The sequence below is a fragment of the Enterococcus caccae ATCC BAA-1240 genome (assembly GCF_000407145.1).
GTDB classification, from domain to species: domain Bacteria; phylum Bacillota; class Bacilli; order Lactobacillales; family Enterococcaceae; genus Enterococcus_L; species Enterococcus_L caccae.
This window is the reverse complement of sequence record NZ_KE136473.1, coordinates 73,292-92,635: the sequence shown is the minus strand read 5'-3', so window position 1 is coordinate 92,635 and position 19,344 is coordinate 73,292. Positions and strand designations below refer to the sequence as shown.

The 19,344-nt window shown below is 37.6% G+C and carries 19 protein-coding genes; all 19 read right to left on the bottom strand.

The genetic code is table 11. From position 1 onward, the window contains the following. Positions 1–329: 329 nt before the first annotated feature. Positions 330–1,697: a UDP-N-acetylmuramoyl-tripeptide--D-alanyl-D-alanine ligase gene (locus I580_RS06015; RefSeq protein WP_010771064.1), complete on the bottom strand. Its 1,368-nt coding sequence runs from the start codon at positions 1,695–1,697 to the stop codon at positions 330–332. Positions 1,698–1,808: 111 nt separating this feature from the next. Continuing rightward, positions 1,809–2,885, bottom strand: coding sequence for a D-alanine--D-alanine ligase (locus I580_RS06010; RefSeq protein ID WP_010771063.1), 1,077 nt, complete (start codon positions 2,883–2,885; stop codon positions 1,809–1,811). Positions 2,886–3,385: 500 nt separating this feature from the next. Beyond that, the gene (locus tag I580_RS06005) at positions 3,386–3,835 is read right to left on the bottom strand and encodes a YaiI/YqxD family protein (RefSeq protein ID WP_010771062.1); all 450 of its coding nucleotides are present in this window, start codon (positions 3,833–3,835) and stop codon (positions 3,386–3,388) included. A gap of 27 nt (positions 3,836–3,862) precedes the next feature. Further along, positions 3,863–4,873: a hypothetical protein gene (locus I580_RS06000; RefSeq protein WP_010771061.1), complete on the bottom strand. Its 1,011-nt coding sequence runs from the start codon at positions 4,871–4,873 to the stop codon at positions 3,863–3,865. Positions 4,874–5,071: 198 nt separating this feature from the next. Continuing rightward, the gene (locus I580_RS05995) at positions 5,072–6,082 is read right to left on the bottom strand and encodes a sugar kinase (protein ID WP_010771060.1); all 1,011 of its coding nucleotides are present in this window, start codon (positions 6,080–6,082) and stop codon (positions 5,072–5,074) included. A 407-nt stretch (positions 6,083–6,489) separates the two neighbouring features. Then, a complete protein-coding gene (gene dagF / locus I580_RS05990; RefSeq protein WP_010770858.1) occupies positions 6,490–7,233 on the bottom strand; it encodes a 2-dehydro-3-deoxy-phosphogluconate aldolase in 744 nt (247 codons plus the stop codon). A 28-nt stretch (positions 7,234–7,261) separates the two neighbouring features. After that, entirely contained in the window at positions 7,262–8,356 is a 1,095-nt protein-coding gene (locus I580_RS05985) for a DgaE family pyridoxal phosphate-dependent ammonia lyase (protein ID WP_010771059.1), read from the bottom strand. Then, positions 8,346–9,455 carry an amidohydrolase/deacetylase family metallohydrolase gene (locus tag I580_RS05980; protein WP_010771058.1) on the bottom strand — a complete coding sequence of 370 codons (1,110 nt, stop codon included), beginning with the start codon at positions 9,453–9,455 and terminating at the stop codon, positions 8,346–8,348. The genes I580_RS05985 and I580_RS05980 overlap by 11 nt, the downstream gene beginning before the upstream one ends. Positions 9,456–9,463: 8 nt before the next feature. After that, positions 9,464–10,552, bottom strand: coding sequence for a DUF871 domain-containing protein (locus tag I580_RS05975; protein ID WP_010771057.1), 1,089 nt, complete (start codon positions 10,550–10,552; stop codon positions 9,464–9,466). Between the two features lie 5 nt (positions 10,553–10,557). Beyond that, positions 10,558–10,809: a hypothetical protein gene (locus I580_RS05970; RefSeq protein WP_051091059.1), complete on the bottom strand. Its 252-nt coding sequence runs from the start codon at positions 10,807–10,809 to the stop codon at positions 10,558–10,560. Between the two features lie 54 nt (positions 10,810–10,863). Further along, positions 10,864–12,183 (bottom strand): PTS sugar transporter subunit IIC, encoded by a 1,320-nt coding sequence (locus I580_RS05965; protein ID WP_010771056.1) that lies wholly within the window; start codon positions 12,181–12,183, stop codon positions 10,864–10,866. A 123-nt stretch (positions 12,184–12,306) separates the two neighbouring features. Then, positions 12,307–12,969, bottom strand: coding sequence for a DUF4310 family protein (locus I580_RS05960; RefSeq protein ID WP_010771055.1), 663 nt, complete (start codon positions 12,967–12,969; stop codon positions 12,307–12,309). A 24-nt stretch (positions 12,970–12,993) separates the two neighbouring features. Beyond that, on the bottom strand, positions 12,994–13,776 hold the full coding sequence (locus tag I580_RS05955; RefSeq protein WP_010771054.1) for a DUF4311 domain-containing protein: 783 nt from the start codon (positions 13,774–13,776) through the stop codon (positions 12,994–12,996). Continuing rightward, positions 13,777–14,151, bottom strand: coding sequence for a DUF4312 family protein (locus tag I580_RS05950; protein WP_010771053.1), 375 nt, complete (start codon positions 14,149–14,151; stop codon positions 13,777–13,779). It lies immediately after the preceding gene. Positions 14,152–14,358: 207 nt separating this feature from the next. Further along, positions 14,359–14,712 (bottom strand): glycine-rich SFCGS family protein, encoded by a 354-nt coding sequence (locus I580_RS05945; protein ID WP_010771052.1) that lies wholly within the window; start codon positions 14,710–14,712, stop codon positions 14,359–14,361. A 57-nt stretch (positions 14,713–14,769) separates the two neighbouring features. Beyond that, positions 14,770–15,108, bottom strand: coding sequence for a PRD domain-containing protein (locus tag I580_RS05940; RefSeq protein WP_010771051.1), 339 nt, complete (start codon positions 15,106–15,108; stop codon positions 14,770–14,772). A gap of 5 nt (positions 15,109–15,113) precedes the next feature. Continuing rightward, positions 15,114–16,982 carry a BglG family transcription antiterminator gene (locus I580_RS05935; RefSeq protein ID WP_034860130.1) on the bottom strand — a complete coding sequence of 623 codons (1,869 nt, stop codon included), beginning with the start codon at positions 16,980–16,982 and terminating at the stop codon, positions 15,114–15,116. 664 nt (positions 16,983–17,646) lie between these two features. Then, positions 17,647–18,621: a Gfo/Idh/MocA family protein gene (locus tag I580_RS05930; RefSeq protein ID WP_010771049.1), complete on the bottom strand. Its 975-nt coding sequence runs from the start codon at positions 18,619–18,621 to the stop codon at positions 17,647–17,649. A gap of 262 nt (positions 18,622–18,883) precedes the next feature. Continuing rightward, entirely contained in the window at positions 18,884–19,225 is a 342-nt protein-coding gene (locus tag I580_RS05925; RefSeq protein ID WP_010771048.1) for a type II toxin-antitoxin system PemK/MazF family toxin, read from the bottom strand. Positions 19,226–19,344: the final 119 nt, after the last annotated feature.

Here is a 19,344-nt window from a genome sequence, read left to right as displayed (position 1 = left end):
TCCTCCTAATAATGTTTGTTACAGAAGAAAAATAGTTTCTTCTAAGATTGATGTTACAGGTGATTTGACTTTCACTAACTTCGAAAATGTTCATGGAATCAGTAACCTTTCAACATAGGTTGCGTTTATTTTCTCATTAGTGTTACCGAAAAATCCACCTTATGAAGCTACAGGCACTAGAAAAGCCAAACGAGTTCGTTCAGCTTTTTTAATCTTTATATGATAGAAAAGTATCTTCAATAGGTACTTTCGTTATATCTACTTCGATCTTTCGGCAATAGGTTATTCTAACATATTTTTATATTTTCAGCAAGTTTTATGAAAGCTCACTATATTTCCAGAAGCTTAGTAACGACTTCATTTAATCCCATCCCGTTACTAGCTTTCAAAACAACCATATCTTTGGGGGTCAAAATTGATGTTAAAGTTTCTATTAAAGCTGCTTTTTCTTCTTTTTCAAAGTAATGGATTTGATTTTCATGATATTTTTTTTTGATTTCATCATGTAGCGCCTGCATTTCGCTTCCGTAAAGAATAACTTCTGTGATCTCATTTGGATTTAGGTGTTCACTCACAGAAGCGTGCATCTCAGCTGAATCTGGTCCTAATTCAAGCATATCTCCTAGGACGGCTACTCTCTTACCTTGTGTTGGCATTTGACTAAAACTATCTAAGACTAAATTCATAGCCGTTGGATTGGCATTATAAACATCACTTAAAATTTCAATCCCCGTATTACTTTGCAGCCACTCTGTTCGATTTTTAGTTAATTGAAACTCGGATAATCCCACCTGTATCTTTTCTTCTGATATATTAAACCATTGTCCGATGGTGATGGCGATCAACGCATTGCCAACATTGTATTTGCCTGGTACTGGAATGGTAAACAGCGTTTTTGAACTATTGATTTTAAAAGAAGTATATTCCTTTTGTACTTCTATGATTTCTGCTTGACAATCAGCCTGCTCTAAGCCAAATGTTTTGATCGTTTGTGGTAGTCCTTGTGTCAATGGTACTAATAATGGTTCACTTGCTGGAATGATCAACAAACCATTTTCAGCAAGTCCTGAAGTGATTTCCATTTTTGCCTTTGCAATGCCTGTTCTTGAGCCGAGGTTTTCTATATGAGCTTCACCGATCATTGTAATTGCGGCTACCTCAGGCTGCGCCAGCTTCGATAAGAAATCGATCTCGTTGGCATGATCCATGCCCATTTCTAAAATCAGTTTTTCTGTTTCATCCGGCATATGTAAAATAGTATAGGGTAATCCGATGTCGTTATTATAATTCCCTTGCGTTTTGTACGTTTTAAACTGTTTAGCTAAAACAGCTTCCGTCATATCTTTCGTTGTCGTTTTACCATTGCTTCCAGTAATCGCGATTACTGTCGGTTGCATTTTCTTTAGATAATAAACAGCCAAGTCTTGCATAGCTTTCAACGTATCCGTTACATGTAATATTGGTAATTGAGCGGGTGCCATGTCTTTCGAGCTCCAAAATGCAGCTTGTGCCCCTTTGTCTATAGCATTTTTAATAAATGAATGTCCATCATTTTCACCTTTTAGCGGTACAAAAAGATTTCCTTGTGTAATCAGACGGCTATCAAATTCGATACCTGTTAATTCAAAATCTGTCCATTGTTCCCAATTATTCGTAGCTTGTACGGCTTTGGCTGTTTCCCAAAAAGTAAGTTTCATCGGTCTCTCTCCTTAAATTTGCTTTAACCTCATAGCGCTTATCAACAACTGATCATATATAAAAGGGCTGAAACAAAACGTGCTACGTTTTGTCTCCTCCCTCTTAGTGTTCTATCTTTCATAAAAACTTTGTCTTTGTTTGAAACGATTTAAAGCTAATTGGATTAACTCTTCAATCAAATCGCTATATTTCAAGCCCATATTTTCCCATAACAATGGATACATACTAAATTCTGTAAAACCAGGCATTGTATTCAGCTCATTTAAGAACAACTCATTTTTGCTCGTTAAAAAGAAGTCACATCGACTTAAACCACTACCATCTAAAATAGTATATGCTTTCTTGGCAAATTCTTGTGCCTTTTGGTGTACCTCATCTGCTACCTCAGCTGGAATCTGCATCGTGATTTGATTATCGATATATTTTGAATTGTAATCATAAAAATCAACATCTTTAACGATTTCACCTGGTAATGTCGTCCGAACATCTTCATTACCTAAAATCGCTACTTCAATTTCACGAGCTTCGATTCCTTGCTCAACGATTGCCCTGGAATCATAACGGTATGCTTCTTCTAACGCATTTTGTAATTCTTCACGATTTTCTGCTTTACTGATTCCTACGCTAGAACCCATATTCGCTGGCTTAACAAATACTGGATAAATCAGTGAACCTTCACATTGCTCAAACACTTTTTTAGGATTCTCTTTCCAATCGCTTCTTAGTACTGGAACAAACGGTACTTGAGGAATTCCAGCAGTTTGCAATAAATATTTTGTCATGATTTTATCCATTGCATTAGCACTTGCCAATACGCCCGCACCAACATACGGTAATCCCAATGTTTCTAAGAAACCTTGGATCGTTCCATCTTCACCGTTTGGTCCATGTAAAACTGGAAACACGATCGTATCTTCTTCTTTAATTTCACATGGCATAATCACACGCCCTGTATATTCTCCCCACTTGTCTACTTCACCATCAGTAGACCATGTCAAATTGAGGATATCTTTACTTTCCGGTTTTTCCGATAAAAGCGGTCCTTTGACCCATTCACCATCTTTGCTAATAAAAACCAATTGAACTTGATAGTAATTATAATAGATCGCATTTAAAACAGAATAGGCAGATAATATCGAAACGTCGTGTTCTTCACTTCTCCCACCATATAGCAAAGTAATCTTCAAATGCTTTTCCTCCTAATTTTTAAAGCTAACAGAGCTCGTTCAGCCTCATCTGGAAAATAGAAAAGCTTGACCATGATGTTCTTTATCACATTCAGGTTTTATCTTTTTTCCAAAAGGCTCGCTCTTAAAGCTAGATAATTTTTAAAGCATAGCGGACCTGTTTAACTCTAACTGAAAAATTGACTGTACTGCTTTTTATCCATGTCAATTGTATTTTTCCCGAAGACTTTCAACTCTTAGCGTTTTAGCTCCTAGAAATTGTTGACATCGGGGCAGAGCGTAGTGTTCGTCTGCAAAACTAGATACTCTTTAAAGTTCCTTGGAGATCAGCCGACCATAGAACTTGATAACACAAATGATAGTATTAGTAAATACAGTCAAAATAGTTCTTCCATATTTTAGCATAAAAGCTTTAGTCAGAATAGAAACAAATCACGAAATAACGGAAAAAATTTGGAATCACTGCTCTTATCAGGCTGCTAAGTACTTTATTTATATGTCTAATGAATGCTTTGTTCAATCAACAAGAGCAACTTTTCCTTGAACTTTTCCCGGTCTGCCTGAGTAAAAGCTTTTGGCCCTTTTGTACGACCACCGCCTTTTCTGACTTTTGCACTAAAATAGCGTTGCTCCAATAACCCATCCATATTTTCCCCAGTATATTCATACCCTAATTGATGGAGTACACGAACTTCTTTTGGTAATACTAACGAGGCTAATCCGTAATCTTGAGTAATTAAAATATCGCCTTTTCCAATCAACTGAACAATCTTATAATCAGCAGCATCCGCTCCCTTATCCACATAGATAACAGAAACATTTTCAGGGTATTCCTTCATTGAGTAATGATCGATGCTTGTCACGATCACCACATCAATCGAATACGTTAGCGCAACTTCTATCGTTAAATCCTTTACTGGTGAACCGTCACCATCAACAAAAATCCTCATACGTTGTTCCCCTTTAGCGATGTACACTTAATTTAAATACCAAGCTGGATGGCGTTTTAAAAAGATTGATACTTCCGTAAAAACAGCTTCTTTCACAATTTTATACAATTCTGGATTTCTAATTTTCTTTTTGACTGCACCAGTATACCTCGGGCGTTTGACCTTGATGGAGAGAACAACATCAAAGCGTTCTGGAAAATTATCAATTGTGAGATACTTCAGACGATTCGTTTCTTCTAGAAATTGATTAATTGCATCCACGGTTCCTTGAACAAAGCCATCAAGATGAGTCCCACCGTCTGAAGGTAGATGCCCATTGACAAAGCTATCTTTAATACTAGTGGAGCCATTTTTGGAGATTACGGCTTGGATCGAAACACCTTCACTGATTGTATTGATGATCAGTGGTTGACCGTTCCTAGTAATACTATCATCTTTTTGGAAAATATATTCGACAAGTCCTTGATCATAGTGAAAATAATTTTTCTGTTTTGTTCCATCTGTCAATGAAATGGTTAAGCCACTATTTAACATCGCTAATTCTTGGCAACGATTCAATAAAATAAAATATGATAGCGGCTTATTTCCAAATAATGTTTCATCCGGTGTAAACGCAAGCTCGATCCGTTGTCCTTCGTCTTCAGACGGAATCAAAGCTTTTTTATTCAACTGTCCATTTTGATAGATTTGGATTGTTCGCTTTCCAAATTTTTCTACGCCAAAACCTAACTGCTCTGATAATGCATTGACAACAGAAAGAAAAAGATAAGGTGGAGTATATTGCTCTTCTGGCGTTTTATCTAAAAATAGTCCTTTTTTACTGAAAAAAGAAAAAATAAATTGTCTCTCTGAAAGTTCAATTGAAAGTTCTGTCTGCGTTAAATCAACTGCTAATTGTAATAGATGGTCTAAGACTTGCAAGACCATACTTTCCAAACCAGTCGGACCAATCCCACCAATATACATACTTGGTCGTTTTCGAATACTAACTTTTAAAACATCATCATCTAGCGCTTTCCAAATAGTTTCATCGGTCATATGATCTCCTCCTGTAAACAGTCTTTTCTAATATAAAAAATAACGTACAAAATAATTGCTGTCGATCCTTAGCATACCAATTTATCTGAGTTACGTAAATGGTTTCGCAAAAATCACTGCTCTTCTTATTATAATGAAAAAAAGAGTAGAACGAAAGTAGTATAAACGGATTTACACTATTTCATTCTACTCTTTCTTTTAGCGGATCAAATCCACTGTAGGATGTTCCATGATATGTCTGACTTGTTTACGTGTTGTTAACGGCACATCCCCTTGGATTGTATGCGCTAAAACACCATTTGCTGTAGCGAACTCTACACTTTCTAGCAATGACCATGATTCGCTGTATCCAAGTAAAATACCAGCTGCATAGCCATCACCTGCTCCGATTCGATCCAAATGAATAATTTCTCTAGGCGCTGCTTGTACATAGTGTTCTGAATCAAAGATATAGCCCGTTAAATAGCGTTTGTCGCCTTCGCCTTGACGAATGGTTCCAGCAAAGCAATCAATTTGATAGATTGTCATAAAGCGATGAACTAATTCTTCAAACTGCTTAGAAGGTTCTATCGCTTCGTCCATCGTCATTTCTAATAGATCTGTTAAATCTCGCTGACTACCAAAAACTAAATCGCAATAAGGTAGCATCTTTTCATATTGTTCTTTCATGAAGGAGGTCCCATGAACTTCATTCAAGCTAGGGCGAAAATTAAAATCAAAGCAAACTTTTTTCCCTAAAGTATGAGCCTTCTCAGCTAAAGTAAATGCAGCCTCACGTGTTTCTTTGGTCAAACTTAGTGAGATTCCACAAATATGAACTAAATCGATTTCAGCTAAAAAAGTATCGAAATCATAATCAGCCGTACCACTCATACCAAATGAACTATTACGGCGATTTTGATAGGTTACTTGCGTAGGTCTAGCTCCAAATCCCATTTCAGCAAAATATGACCCAATGTGATCACCCAAAGTACCGATCCAACGATCCTGAATGCCCAATTGACGAATAGTTGCTTTGGCAGCCTCGCCTAATCGATTATCAGGAAGATTTGTCAATAAACTTGTTTGACAACCAAAATGAGCAAGGTTACTTAAAATATTGACTCCCGTACCTGTAAAATCTAAACGTAAATCTTTGGTTTGCTCCAACATTAGATATTCTGGTGGCGTAAAACGCATCATTATTTCACCAAACGCTGCAATTCTCATGTCGACCCCTTCCTATTTCCTAGCTTTGCTTCAATCTCAACAATTTCTAAGAGCTAAAGCTCAAAGGATTGAAGGATTTCAGAAAGATGATAAAACTTGACTGTGGTACAACACAGTCAAGTTTTTCCTATTTTTATGTCAGCCCTGAACGAGCTCATTCTGCTTTTAGCTTATCTAGCTTCATGAGCTAGTGCTTCGGAAAAAAGATGAAAGTGAGCCGTGGCACAATACGCCACAATCAACTTTCCCTATTTTTCTGTCAGCCCTGAACGAGCTCATTCAGCTTTTAGTTTATCTAGCTTCATGAGCTAGTGCTTCGGAAAAAAGATGAAAGTGAGCCGTGGCACAATACACCACAGTCAACTTTCCCTATTTTTCTGTCAGCCCTAATCGAGCTCATTCTGCTTTTAGTTGTTCAACGTATTTTTAATCATACCTAGTAATGTTTTCACATCTTCTGGTCTTGTATCGCCTGTTTCTGAGTCGATGATTGAGCTGTATACGTGAGGGATGATCTTTTTCACGCCTGCGTCCACTGCGATTTGCACGATTTCTTCAAAGTTTTCTAAATCGATGCCTCCTGTTGGTTCTAGGTAGAAATCATATTTGGCACAGGCCTCTGCGACTGCTTTGTATTCTTCGATATGCGCTAATCCTTTCATAGGGAAGAATTTGATAGAGCTACCGCCCATATCTTGTAATAAACGAATCGCTGTTTCGATCGTCACTTCACCTGCTGGTGTTTGGGAACTTAAGGGACCTGTGGCGATATTGACGATACCGACTTTGCCTGTTGGTGAGACTAAGCCATTAACGATCGTGTCATTTTGACCTAATAAAGCACGAGATGTCCCAACGCCTGTAAAGACTTGGTTGACGTGTTGTGGTTGTAGTTCTTTTGAGATTCTTGACACCATTTGGCTTTGGTTTGGATCGCCTGCACCTAAGCCAACTGATAACGCGTTATTGGTTTCTGCGGCGTATTTTTTCATGTCTTCGATTGCGGCTTCATCGGTTGGATAATTTTTTGAAAGAACCCCTAAAACGATATGCCCTTCGGCAGCTTCGTAACAGTCTTTTGCGTTTTCTACTGAGTTGGCTAAAACGTTTAGGCAAATACGGTCTTCTAAATAGTTTGGTGTTAATGTCATGGTTGATTCACTCCTGTTTAGTAGTTTTTTAATTCATGATCTCGGTTAAACGAGTCACGATTTTAGTCATTTCTTCTTCATTGACAGAACGGATATCGAATTCGATGATTCCGTTGTTGGCTTGGTATTCTCGGGTATAAATAGCGGGACTTTCAGCTTTTAATTCTTGGATGACTGCTTTCGCTGACTTTTCTCCACTGACCTTGATACTCGCTCTGTAAATATCTCTGCCAGCGCCATCTTGAACGCTTTTGGCTTCAATATTGTTTATTTGATTTAATGCTGCGATAAATGGTGCTAAGCGTGCTTGCATGGAATCCCCTGCTTCACTGCCGTTTTTCACATAATCTTCTACCGCTTGGGTAAAACCTAAGATATTATCTTTACCGATTTTCATTGCGCGGCCGATGCCTTTTCCTTGTAGGCGGATCCATTCGATATAGGCTTTTTTGCCGATCACAAGTCCTGCACTTGGTCCTTCGATAGCTTTGGCCCCACTGTAGATCACTAGATCTGCGCCTGCTTCGATGTATTTGAATAGATCTTCTTCCGCTGCGGCATCAACGATCAATGGTAACTTATGAGCCTTCGCAACTGTCGCGGCTTCTTCCACACTTAACATACTTTTTTGAACAGTGTGATGGCTCTTAATGTAGAGAATCGCTGCGGTTTGATCGGTAATCATCGTTTCAATATGTTCAGGTGAACACATATTGGCATAGCCTGCTTCCACAACTTGTCCCCCACCTTGTTCGACCATTACTTCAACGGGCGTGCCGTAATCTACGTTATGCCCTTTAGGTAAGATAATTTCACGTTTGGTGATTTTATCTGTGTATGGATGATAGGCGTGATACACTGAACCTTCACCGATCAAGGCTGCCACACTTTGGGCGATACCAGCGGATGCGGAAGAAACGACTTGAGCATCTTCGACAGTCAATAATTTAGCTAGGTAAGCGCCTGTTTGAATGCTTAACTCACTCATCTCAAAGAAATGTTCCCCACCGAATTTTTGCGCGGCTAAGACATTCTCTGAGACTTTCGATACGCCTAAGATCGTCATTTTCCCTGAGGCATTGATGACTTCTTTTAGATTGAATTTTTCATAACTAATTGTCATAAACTGTTCCTCCAATAATGGTTTTTACAGGTTTGATCAATTCTTTTGCTTCTCTGGTAAATCCGTTTGAATCAGTCAATGTCTTTTGGCCAGCTTCAATCGTAAAAATTGTGATATCTCCGTCATAGCCTTCTTTTAAATGACCTTTTGTCTCAAAACGGAAGTTTTCAGCAGGTGCTGCGGTCACTTTTTCAATAATTTCAGGCCACTCATAGCCAACCACACGTAATTTTTCCATCGTAGTGGCTAAATCATGAACTGGACCTTTTTCACGATTACGGATGTAAATATCTGTACTGATCGAAGTTGCTTCCATACCTTCTGCTAAAGCTGTTTCAGCAACATGGAAATTAAAACTATCCGTCCCATGACCAATATCAAATACAACACCTTTATTATAGGCAGCCCAAGCAAAATCTTTAACTTTATTTGTTGACTGATCTAAAATACCATTGGGTTTTCCATTAAAGCAATGGGTCAACACATCCCCTTTTGTCATATGAGCTAGTATCTCGTTTAGCTCTGGAGGAGCTGATCCAATATGCACCATAAGCGGCAGGTCATTGTTTTCCTTTTGAATCTTCTTCGCCATCTCTAAAGGAGTGATCCCATTGTCACCGATCACTGTTTTACTCATACGCGCCTTGATCCCTACAACAAAATCAGGCAATTCAGTCAACACCTTATGAACGAGCTCTTCTTTTACCTTACTAAGATCTGCCAATTCATCTTGCTCAACAATGCCCCATTTCGAAATATTCACTAACGCATAAACATTAGTTTTTGCTTGTTTGGCTAGGTCATAAAATTCATGGATATTTTCAGCGCCTGTTGTACCTGCATCGATTACTGTTGTTACGCCTTTTTTCACACCAATTTCATCTGGAAAATCATAATACAAAGTCATCTTTTCAAAACAGTGAACATGATCATCGATCCAACCAGCTGATAGATAGGTATCAGCTGATAGTTCGATCAATTCTTTCCCATCTGCTTCGATTTTATCCGCAACTTTTGCGATTTTCCCAGCATTTATTGCTATTTCTATCGGTTTACCTTCAATTGTTCTCCCATTTTTTATAATTAAGTCGTAACTCATTTTATCCCCTACTTTTCTTTAAATCTAAATTTTGTCCAGGGTTTTACAAAATCCAACAACAACAATTCTTTCTCTGTTATTTGACCTACCTTGTTTTTACGGTCGTCTGAATGCGGCTGTAAAACAATTTGCAGCTCATTTTTGTATTTCCCAAATGCATCGTTGCCGATCACAACATCTCCGACTTGAAATTCTTGTGTATTGTCATGAGCAGGATTGGCATCATTTTTGTATTTTTTACGAACTTCGGTTGAACGAACTACTTGATCAGTGATATCTCCGCGGCGGAAGTGTTGTTCCGTCAACACGATTTCTTTTTCAAGCTCGCTTGCCTGTTCAGTAAATTCAACTGCTAATTCTAATTGATAGCGATTTAAACTGCCTAACAATTCTAACTCTTCATCAGATGCATAGGCATTGCCAATAATCACATCATCGATCAAACCCGTTGCAAATAGATGTTTTGTTTGGACATCTACTGGTAAATGGCGGTGCATTTCAAGTGTTGGTAAGCCATCATTAACATCCCAAGGACCGATTTTACCCGCTTGTGAATTGATAAATGCTGCTGTCCGAATTCCATGTTTTTTAAAACGCACACTACACCGCTCAAAGAAATCGTAAGGCAAAGCAGTCCCTTCTTGCGGATAAAAATTGTGACACCCATAAAGAAACGGAACATTTGCTTCATAAGTTAAAATATTATCCAGATATGCTACATCGTTACTCATATTTAATTCAATGGCTAACTCGAATGGATTAAATGTTAGCTTCGCTTCTTTGTTTCCGTCAAAGCCTGCATCTAAACGGATACCGTCTGCTCCAGTTTCATAAAAGAATGTTAAATCATCATATGAAATTTGTAACTCATCAAAAATGTTTGGTGCCACATCTAAAATCGTTTCATAACCTAAGCCCTTTGCATAAGAAATCAATGATTTAAATTTTTCCTTTACGACTTCTTTGCCTTCGGTTACTTCTAGCATGCTCATAAAGATCCGTGAAAATCCACATTCACTGGCTTTTTTTAAATAAGCTTTATCTTTTTCTATATCACTATGATCTGGATAAACAGATACACCTAATGCTCTTTTCATTTCTTTTACCCTCGCTTTATATGGTCGAATTTATTACGATATTTCCAAGAAAGGACTGAACTACAAAAAATAGTGACGGTTCCTACTACAACTATTGGTTGCTTGACTAAAATTCCTACCACAATCGCTAAGAAAATCAAACCAATTGAAGCAACACATAGATGCAGTAGCCTTAAATCCATAAATTTTTCAGGCAGCCATTTTCTTTCAATCATTACTTGACTAAAAATAAAAAATACGATGAACCAAATTATCATAACCTTCATCACCAAAGAGGGCAGTAAAGCTACTCCCCTCCCTCTCTATCTCAATTAAGCAGCTGCTTTTGCTTTTTGTTCTGCTGCCAACTCTTCTGCTTCTTTGTCTAATTGTTGTTTTTCATATACTTTGAAGAACGGGTAGTAAATCGCCAAAGTAATCGCGAAATTGACACAGACAAGCAGTGCTGCTGGAACGCTCCAGTTTGTACTCATCCAAGCAGCAATCGGCGCAGGTATTGCAAATGGTAAACGCGCTGCCATCATTGGAATCACATTGGTCACTGTTAGAAAATATGAAAATGTTGTTGTGATCAGTGGTGCCACGATAAATGGAATTCCCAAAATCGGATTCATCACGATCGGTGTACCAAAAATCACAGGTTCATTAATATTGAATAATCCTGGCAAGAAGGACAAACGTCCTAAACTTTTCAAGTATGTTGATTTAGAAAACATCATTAAAACGACTAAAGCTAAAGTAGTACCGGCTCCACCGATCCAAATAAACCATTGTAAAAATTGTTCAGTGAAAATATTCGGTAAATTATGAACAGAGGCACCTTCTTGGAAAGCAAGTGTATTCTCAGCAATCGACATATCCCAAAACGGTCTGATCACAGGTCCCATGATTGCTGGTCCGTGAATTCCTAAAACCCAGAAGAAACAAATCAAGAAGACTGTAAGTAATCCACCAAATAAGCTATTCCCAGCTAAGGTATCTTTCAAAGGCATTAGTAATGTACTTAAAAATCCATTTAAATCAAAACCGATAACGTGACGAATCACCCAAAATAGTAATAAAATCACCGCTCCAGGAATCAACGCAATAAATGAGTTAGACACTTCTGGTGGAACACCATCAGGCATTTTTATCGTAATGTCCTTTTGAATAAAGAAACGATAAATTTCTACCGAAACAAGCGCTGTAACGATCGCGCCAAACAATGAAGCAGAACCGATATTGGCTAAATTAATATAACGCCCTGCACCAATAACATCTTTCACGTCTTCAAAAACACGTGTTGGAGGTGCTGCTGTGACTAAAAAGGCCATCACTGCTAAAATCCCGCACGTTAAGGAATCCAACTTGTAACTCGTTGCTAAAGAAGAAGCAATCCCAAATGTTGCATAAAGAGCTAAGATCCCCATTGTATAACGTGACGGAATATCCAAAACTGCTTGATACGGTTCAATAAATTTCATATACGCATCAATTGGAATATTCTGAAATACTGTAAAAAAGGCACCCACGATCGTTAAAGGCATCGTTGCGATAAGTCCTTTTCTGATCGCTGTCATATGCCGCTGCGAACCAAATTTATTCGCAACCGGCATCAATTTTACTTCCATCCACTGCACAAAACCATTCATTTCTTTTGTCCCCCGTTCAAAATAGTATTATGAATAAAAAATCAAATTATTTCTCATTCATAATAACATGGTAACATTATAATGTAAACGGTTTTCAAAAGAAAAGTGCAACTTTAATCGATCTTAACTAGGTAAATCAACCGGGAATATTGCACCAAAGATCATTGCGCCTAAAATAGCGCCACCAGCGATAGGTTTTTTCCAGACATAGAAAATCACAGCACCGATAATTGAACCAATACCGATTGGGGCAGAGGCTCCACATGCACTAATAATGATCAGAGGTCCTAAGAAACGACCAGAAGCATTCCCTGCTCCCATCATAACATCTGCCCCAAAAGTAGAATTCGACTGATTGATCGTAAACTTACGGATCATAATAATAATTCCACCAATGATCAGACCGAGGATCATTCCAGTTAATAAAGACAGTCCAAAGTTTTCAACTGGCGCTGTAATCCCCATACTTAATAGAATAGCAGGAACTCCAATTCCAACACCCGTTAAAATCGCACCACCAATATCTAAAATCCCCACAAGCGAACCTTCCAAAATTCGTGCAAATAAGAAACTCGCACCAAATGCTGCTGCCGCACCATATGAACCACCGTCCATTCCAGCTTTGAGCATCGCAACAATCGCCACTTCATTGAAAGCTCCAACACCATGTTCAAAATACATATGCGTTCCAGCAAATACACCAGCTGATAATAATCCAACTAAGATCGGGAATGACCAATCAGCAAACCAAAAATTCTTTTTTTCTAATTCTACTATTTCATCCATCACTGTTCCTCACTTTCCCTTTCACTATTTCCCTACACTAAAAACGTCATGCATATTTTGCAACCAACCTGGGATCTGCAAACGGAAACTTTCGATCATTTGTAGATCAAATCCACGGAAAAAGGCACTAAAGACAAATAATAAAATAACTGCTGCCATCATACTTTTCGTCACCTTATTCCAACCGATTTCATCCACACCTTTACCAATCAAAATACCTAGTACTACTCCTGGAACTGCATTGCCCATAATCATTGTTGCAAGACCTCCGAAGATCGTTGCCCAAAGACCTGAGCGTTTACCAGCATCGATCGCTGCTAACCAGAATAAAACAGGCATTACTGTATTAATCAGCAAATTTGCTGCTGGTACTAAAACGGCAACCGCTGTCACTTGAAGTGATTCTGGAATCGCTGAAGCAGTTGTATTCAAGAAAGCTACAACTAACATTCCTACAATCGCACCAGAGATTCCCATTTTCTTAGGGTTATGCATTGTTTCAGCGACATTTTTATTTTTCACTAGTAAAGCCGCCGCAGCCCAGTTAGGAATGACACGGTGATCCACATCTTGTGTAAATGCTCCTGCTCCAACTGTTGAAGCCCACGCATTAAAGAAAAAACCTAATCCAAATGAAAAATGACTGGCCGCATCCCCTTCACATGCATTCATTTCACCTAATGTTCTAAAAGCACCTAAACCTTGGGTGCTTGGCGCATGGAACATCCTTGCTGCCCCTGCTCCTGCTGCAAATCCTACTAATCCCCCAATCAATAAAGACTTGAGTAAAACCACTAAAACATCCATTTAATTTGCCTCCTTCTGTATTCTTTTTTTCTTTCCAAAAGGGATAGGAAGACCGTTTGGATCGGTAACTCTTTTTTCCACAAATTTGATTGATTCCACTTCAATCAATGTAATCTCCACTTCAACATCTAATAACACACGATAGTCTACACGTGTGCGAGGCAAGAAGAAAAATAAAAAGCGTTCTGTGAATGATTCTTGTTCTGCTTTGATAATCTGGATATCAAGCGGTTCAATCCGCACAATCACATCATTTTTTCCCTTCAATACACGATTATGGATTTGATTCAATGCATTCGCAAACGCCTGATTTTTTTCTTTCCCAGTACCTTCGACTTGAATAATCTGGCGTTGTTTCGTCGTTACTTTTTCCATAAGATTTTCCTCCCCGTAATTTAAACACATAATGGGTTCGGTCAGCGTTGACTGGAAAATAGGAGAAAGTGATTGAGTTACTTTTTTTGTCTCATTCTATTTTTATCCTTTTTCCGAACCTTCAATCCTTAGGCGTTAGCTTGTAGGAATTGATTTGATCGAAGCTGAACGTAGTGGCTAGTTCATGAAACTTGATAGTTTCACTTTTTAACCGTTCTTTTTCATATATGCTTCAACGATTCGCTTCCCTAATTCCTCTTGATCCATAAATCCAAAACCTAAAACCGTTTTACCATCATTGATAGCTGTTACACCTTCATCGATCGAACGCATACCATGGCGCTCTGGGTAACCATATTTTGTAGCAGCTGTTAAGGCTCCTGCACCACCGCTTCCGCAAAATGAAATCCCTAAATCGGCATTTTCCTGTTGCATTACATCTCCTAAACGCATATCTGCACCCATTCCAGGAACAACAACAGCTTTACCTCCTGCAGCCTCTACTCCTTTTGCAACATTTTGACCTTTACCTAAACGATCTGCGATTACTACTGTTATCATGTATAATTCCTCCAATTTTTTATTTAAAAGCTGATAATGATTCACTTCAACTTTTTTTTACAATTCGTTTTGTCTTGCTGCCTCAAAATGAATCGACAAAACATACATTTCATCTTGCGGCAGATTTCCAATATACTGAACAACTTTGTCAGCGATCGTTAAAGCTTCTTCAGAAACTTCTTCAAACATCACTGGATCAACACCTGACATTTTTTCATCCGCAATTGAGCGTTTGATCATTTCATTAACATGATTGATCAAAATCGTCCACTGTAATTCCGTTGGTTGAATCGATTGCTCCACTAGTAATTCACTAATCTTTTCTAATGATGCTTCTAACGCAACTTTATTAGGACTCTCATCAATTATTTTTTGAGCATCGTCATTTAACTTCATGCGTGCTACTCCTCCCTTATATAATTCAATAAAGCAGTGATTTCTGCTTGATTCACCATTAAATCATTTTTAGCAAAAATTCGTTCGATTTGTTCGACTAATACTTGCTGTGCTAATAACGTTTCTTTCACAATATTGCCTTCATTCTCGTACTGACTGTCAAACGTGATTCGGTGAACCATCAACATGACATGTAGTAAAAAAGCTTCTCTATATTCTTGCGTCAATTTTCCTGCAAAGGCTTTGAGTAACTCTTCATAAATCACATATGTCCGTACGATTATATCCCGACTTTCAGCCTCGATTCCTTGCTTTTCTTTGATTTGCTGACGAGGAATCAAACGAGGTACTTTTCCAGAATGAGTATGAGTCAAAATTTTGTTGACCTCTTCTTGTATACTGTGAATATCAGCTGTCGTTGGCAACGGATTTACTTTAATAAATGGCCGATTAACAATGTCAATAGGAAAAATACTTAAAACCAAATCCGGATTTTTTTCTTCTATAACATCCACTGCATTCAACACCGATGCAAATCCTGCAATCTCAACATTTGACACTTCTTCCAAAATTTTTTGTTCAATCAAACTTGTTACACCCAAACCAGTTGAACAAACGTAAACAATTCGCACTACATTGACTTCATGGAGATTTTTTTCGTAAGCAACTAGAAAGTGTAGCGCAATGTAGGCAATAAACGAATCATTGATCAACAAAGCGGATCCTACAATATCACTCTGGCTGGCAAGTTGGATTGCTGAAAATAATTGTGGATATTTCGCTTTGATATCATCAACAAAAGGATTATACTCATTAATAAAAAGATGTTTTTTGGTCAAACGTAACGACAAGTGGGCAAATAAATTCGTAAATAATTGTCGATCTCGATAAAAAGGAAAGTTGATTTCTTCCGATACATCTTTAATTAATTCTTCTGTCAACCCAACAATATCCTGTTGATTATTTGCCACAAATACATCACTATAAATGTAAAGATACTCATCTGCCAAAAGTGGCAACTCATAATGATCAAATACTTTTTTCATTAATAAAAAGGGCAATTCCTGTTTTTGCTGAAGGACTTTTTGATTTGCTAGCATTTTATACCCACCAACAGTATGATGTAATTGCATTCTAGAAGTAGCAATTGCCACACGTAAAGTAATCGACAAAATCTCAGCATAATTAAATTGATCAAATAATGATGGATCTAAAAGATTTGTCATTTCTTTCAAAGCAACTTGATAAATTTTTTGAAAAATCGTATTGACGCCCACATGTACTTCTTGCATTTTTTTCTGTTGTCCCGATTGAACAAAATAACTCATGATTTGATACATATCATATTCGGTTATTTCTTTTTGCGTAATATATTCCATCAACAAACGAATCTTACTTTCTTCTCCCGTGATCGAAAATCCTTGACGACTTTGACGAGTCAAGGCAAGACTATACGCTTGAATCAATTCTTCCACACGATCTAGGTCACTGACGATTGTATTTCGACTAACTTGCAAACCATCAGCTAGTTCCTGCGATGTTAATGGCTTCTCCGCTAAAAGTAAACGAAAAATCAGCTGATTTACTCGTAACTCCTGATCAGGATATGTTTCAAATCGCTCCACTTCGATAATTTCATTTTTCAACGTTAATCGTTCCGAATCAGGTATCTCTAACCAAATCCCTTTATTACGACGCGTTTGTAATACGACATTTTGTTCTTTGAACCAATCCCGAACATTATCCAAGTCGTATTTGATCGTCCGAACACTAACATGAAAGGTTTCAGCCAATTCTTTTGTTGTCACACTGTCTTCTAAATCTAAAAGCAACAACAAAATTTTTATTTCCCTTTTTGATAAGTGCAGCGACATCCTACTCACCAACTTTCTTTCCCTTACATTTGAACTATAGCTTGATTTTTATTGCATAACAACACAAAAAAGTTGCACTTACACAAGTGCAACTTTATTAGTATACTATTTTATTCGGAAAATTTGTAATTTATAAAACGTTATTTTATATGAATGTATGCACTTATTTTAAGCGAAATAAAAGGGTTTTGCAGCCATTCCTGCTTAGTGCAACCCGAATTATCCATTATTGAATACTTTTTGCACCAACTAATGCTACAATTTTACCAGTAAAAATAGAGAATAGACTATTCAAGTAGCTGGGACATCACTATACACCTGACATCTCAGCCACAAGTCATCCGAATAAATGGATCTATTTTTCTGCTCTCCTCGTACATTATATTTCAGTTCGTTTAACACAATATACCTCTTTACTACACAACAAAAAAGAAGACCGAAGTCTTCTTTTTTGCCACAGTATTTATAAAAATAAATAGATAAAATCTTCTCCACAAAAATATTTATCCGACACGCCTACATCCGGTAGGTATGACTTAACATATGTGCCTCTGTTGTTTTGTCAATCACTAGCCGTCAAAACGGAACAGCCGAAGCTATCTGATTGAGTCAACTCGTCGCATGAGGATTACTTTATCATAGATCTGTCTTGTTTGCAATATCTTTATGCCTGTTCCTCTTTTTCCAGCCACTTTCCATATAGTCGTTCCACTAAACTGACAGTATCTATTGTCAGTTGTTTTGTCATCACCGGGCTTTCTCGCAGCTGTTTTTGCAAGCACTCATTAACATGTTCGACTTCAAAAATAAATTCACTCTCAAATTCACCTGTTAATGGTTCACAACACCCATCTTCATAATAAATAGTCGCCTCTTTGGTTTTCCAAAAATAAGGAATTTCTATACGACCTTTTTCACCATAGATTGTCATTTTACTAGGGATATCTAATTTCACCGAAATAAAAACATTGGCTAACGTTTGATTTTGAAACTTCAAAGCCAAATTCACTTGATCATCTGTGGCACCTGCTTTTCTAGTCACACAACCACTGGATTCTTCGACAGGCTGGTCCAATAAAAACTGCATGTACTGGATCGGATAGCTTCCCGATCCGTGTAAGGTCCCACCACCTGCTTCTAATGAGTGAAACCAACTGATATGATCTACGCTAGGATAAGTTGTCACAGCTTGTACCCAATAAACCTGCCCAATTTTATTTTTCTTGATTGCTTCTTTCACTTGTAAACTAATAGGTAAAAAAACTGACTTTTGCGCTTCCATCAAAAAACAATTATTTTTTTCAGCTAATTCAAATAATTCTTTTGCTTGAGCAGCTTGTAATGTGAATGGTTTTTCAACTAAAACATGTTTGCGATGCTTCAACGCCATTTTTGCAGCTTCATAGTGGCCTTTATTATATGTAGCAACATAAATAATATCTATTTCCTCATCCTTACATAATTCTTCATAACTGCCATACGCTTTCGGTATAGCTAGCTCTGACGCCATTTGTTCCGCCTTTGCTAAACTTCTTGATGCAATTGCCGCCACTTGCCCTGCACGACTTTTTTTGATCCCCTCTACAAAACGTGGAACAATTTGAGCAGTGCTTAAAATACCGTAGTAAATTTTCTTCATCCTGATCGACTCCTTTGATCATACTATAGCTATAAATGTTGAAAATTTCAAAAAGTTTCTTTTTGCTGGTGATATCAAATCATAAAAAAACGAACCTAAGGCAAAACGAAATAACCGTTTTGTCCTAAGCTCGCCTTATTGTGTACCATTCAAAAAAGCATATTCGCGAATCGTTTTATTTAGTTCCTTCTATCTCACCCTAATTTTTCAATCCATTGCCTACGAATATTTATGTATATCTCTACCTATGTACTACTCCCGTTCAACGGATCCCTATACTTATTTTCAGTGCTTGGTTGACTTTCATCATATCTTCTTCTTGCAACTGACAAATTTTGTGAAGGATTCGTTCTTTATCCAGCGTTCGAATTTGTTCTAACAATACCAATGACGGTGTCATGCCGTCATCATGTGGTATATCCACTTTAACCTGAGTTGGCTGCATTTTCTTATTCACATTCCTAGTGATAGGTGCAACAATCAACGTTGGACTAAATAAATTCCCCTTATTATTTTGAATAATTAATACTGGTCTAATTCCTCCTTGCTCTGAACCAACAACAGGTGAGAGATTTGCATAAAAGATTTCTCCCCTTCGCATCATAATAGTTTATCACCCCTAACTAACAAAACTTCATACGTGTAAATTATATCATGCTTTTATAGTAAAAATTTTCAATATTTTATACCCATCCCTGAAATCTTTGATAAATTCATTTAAAA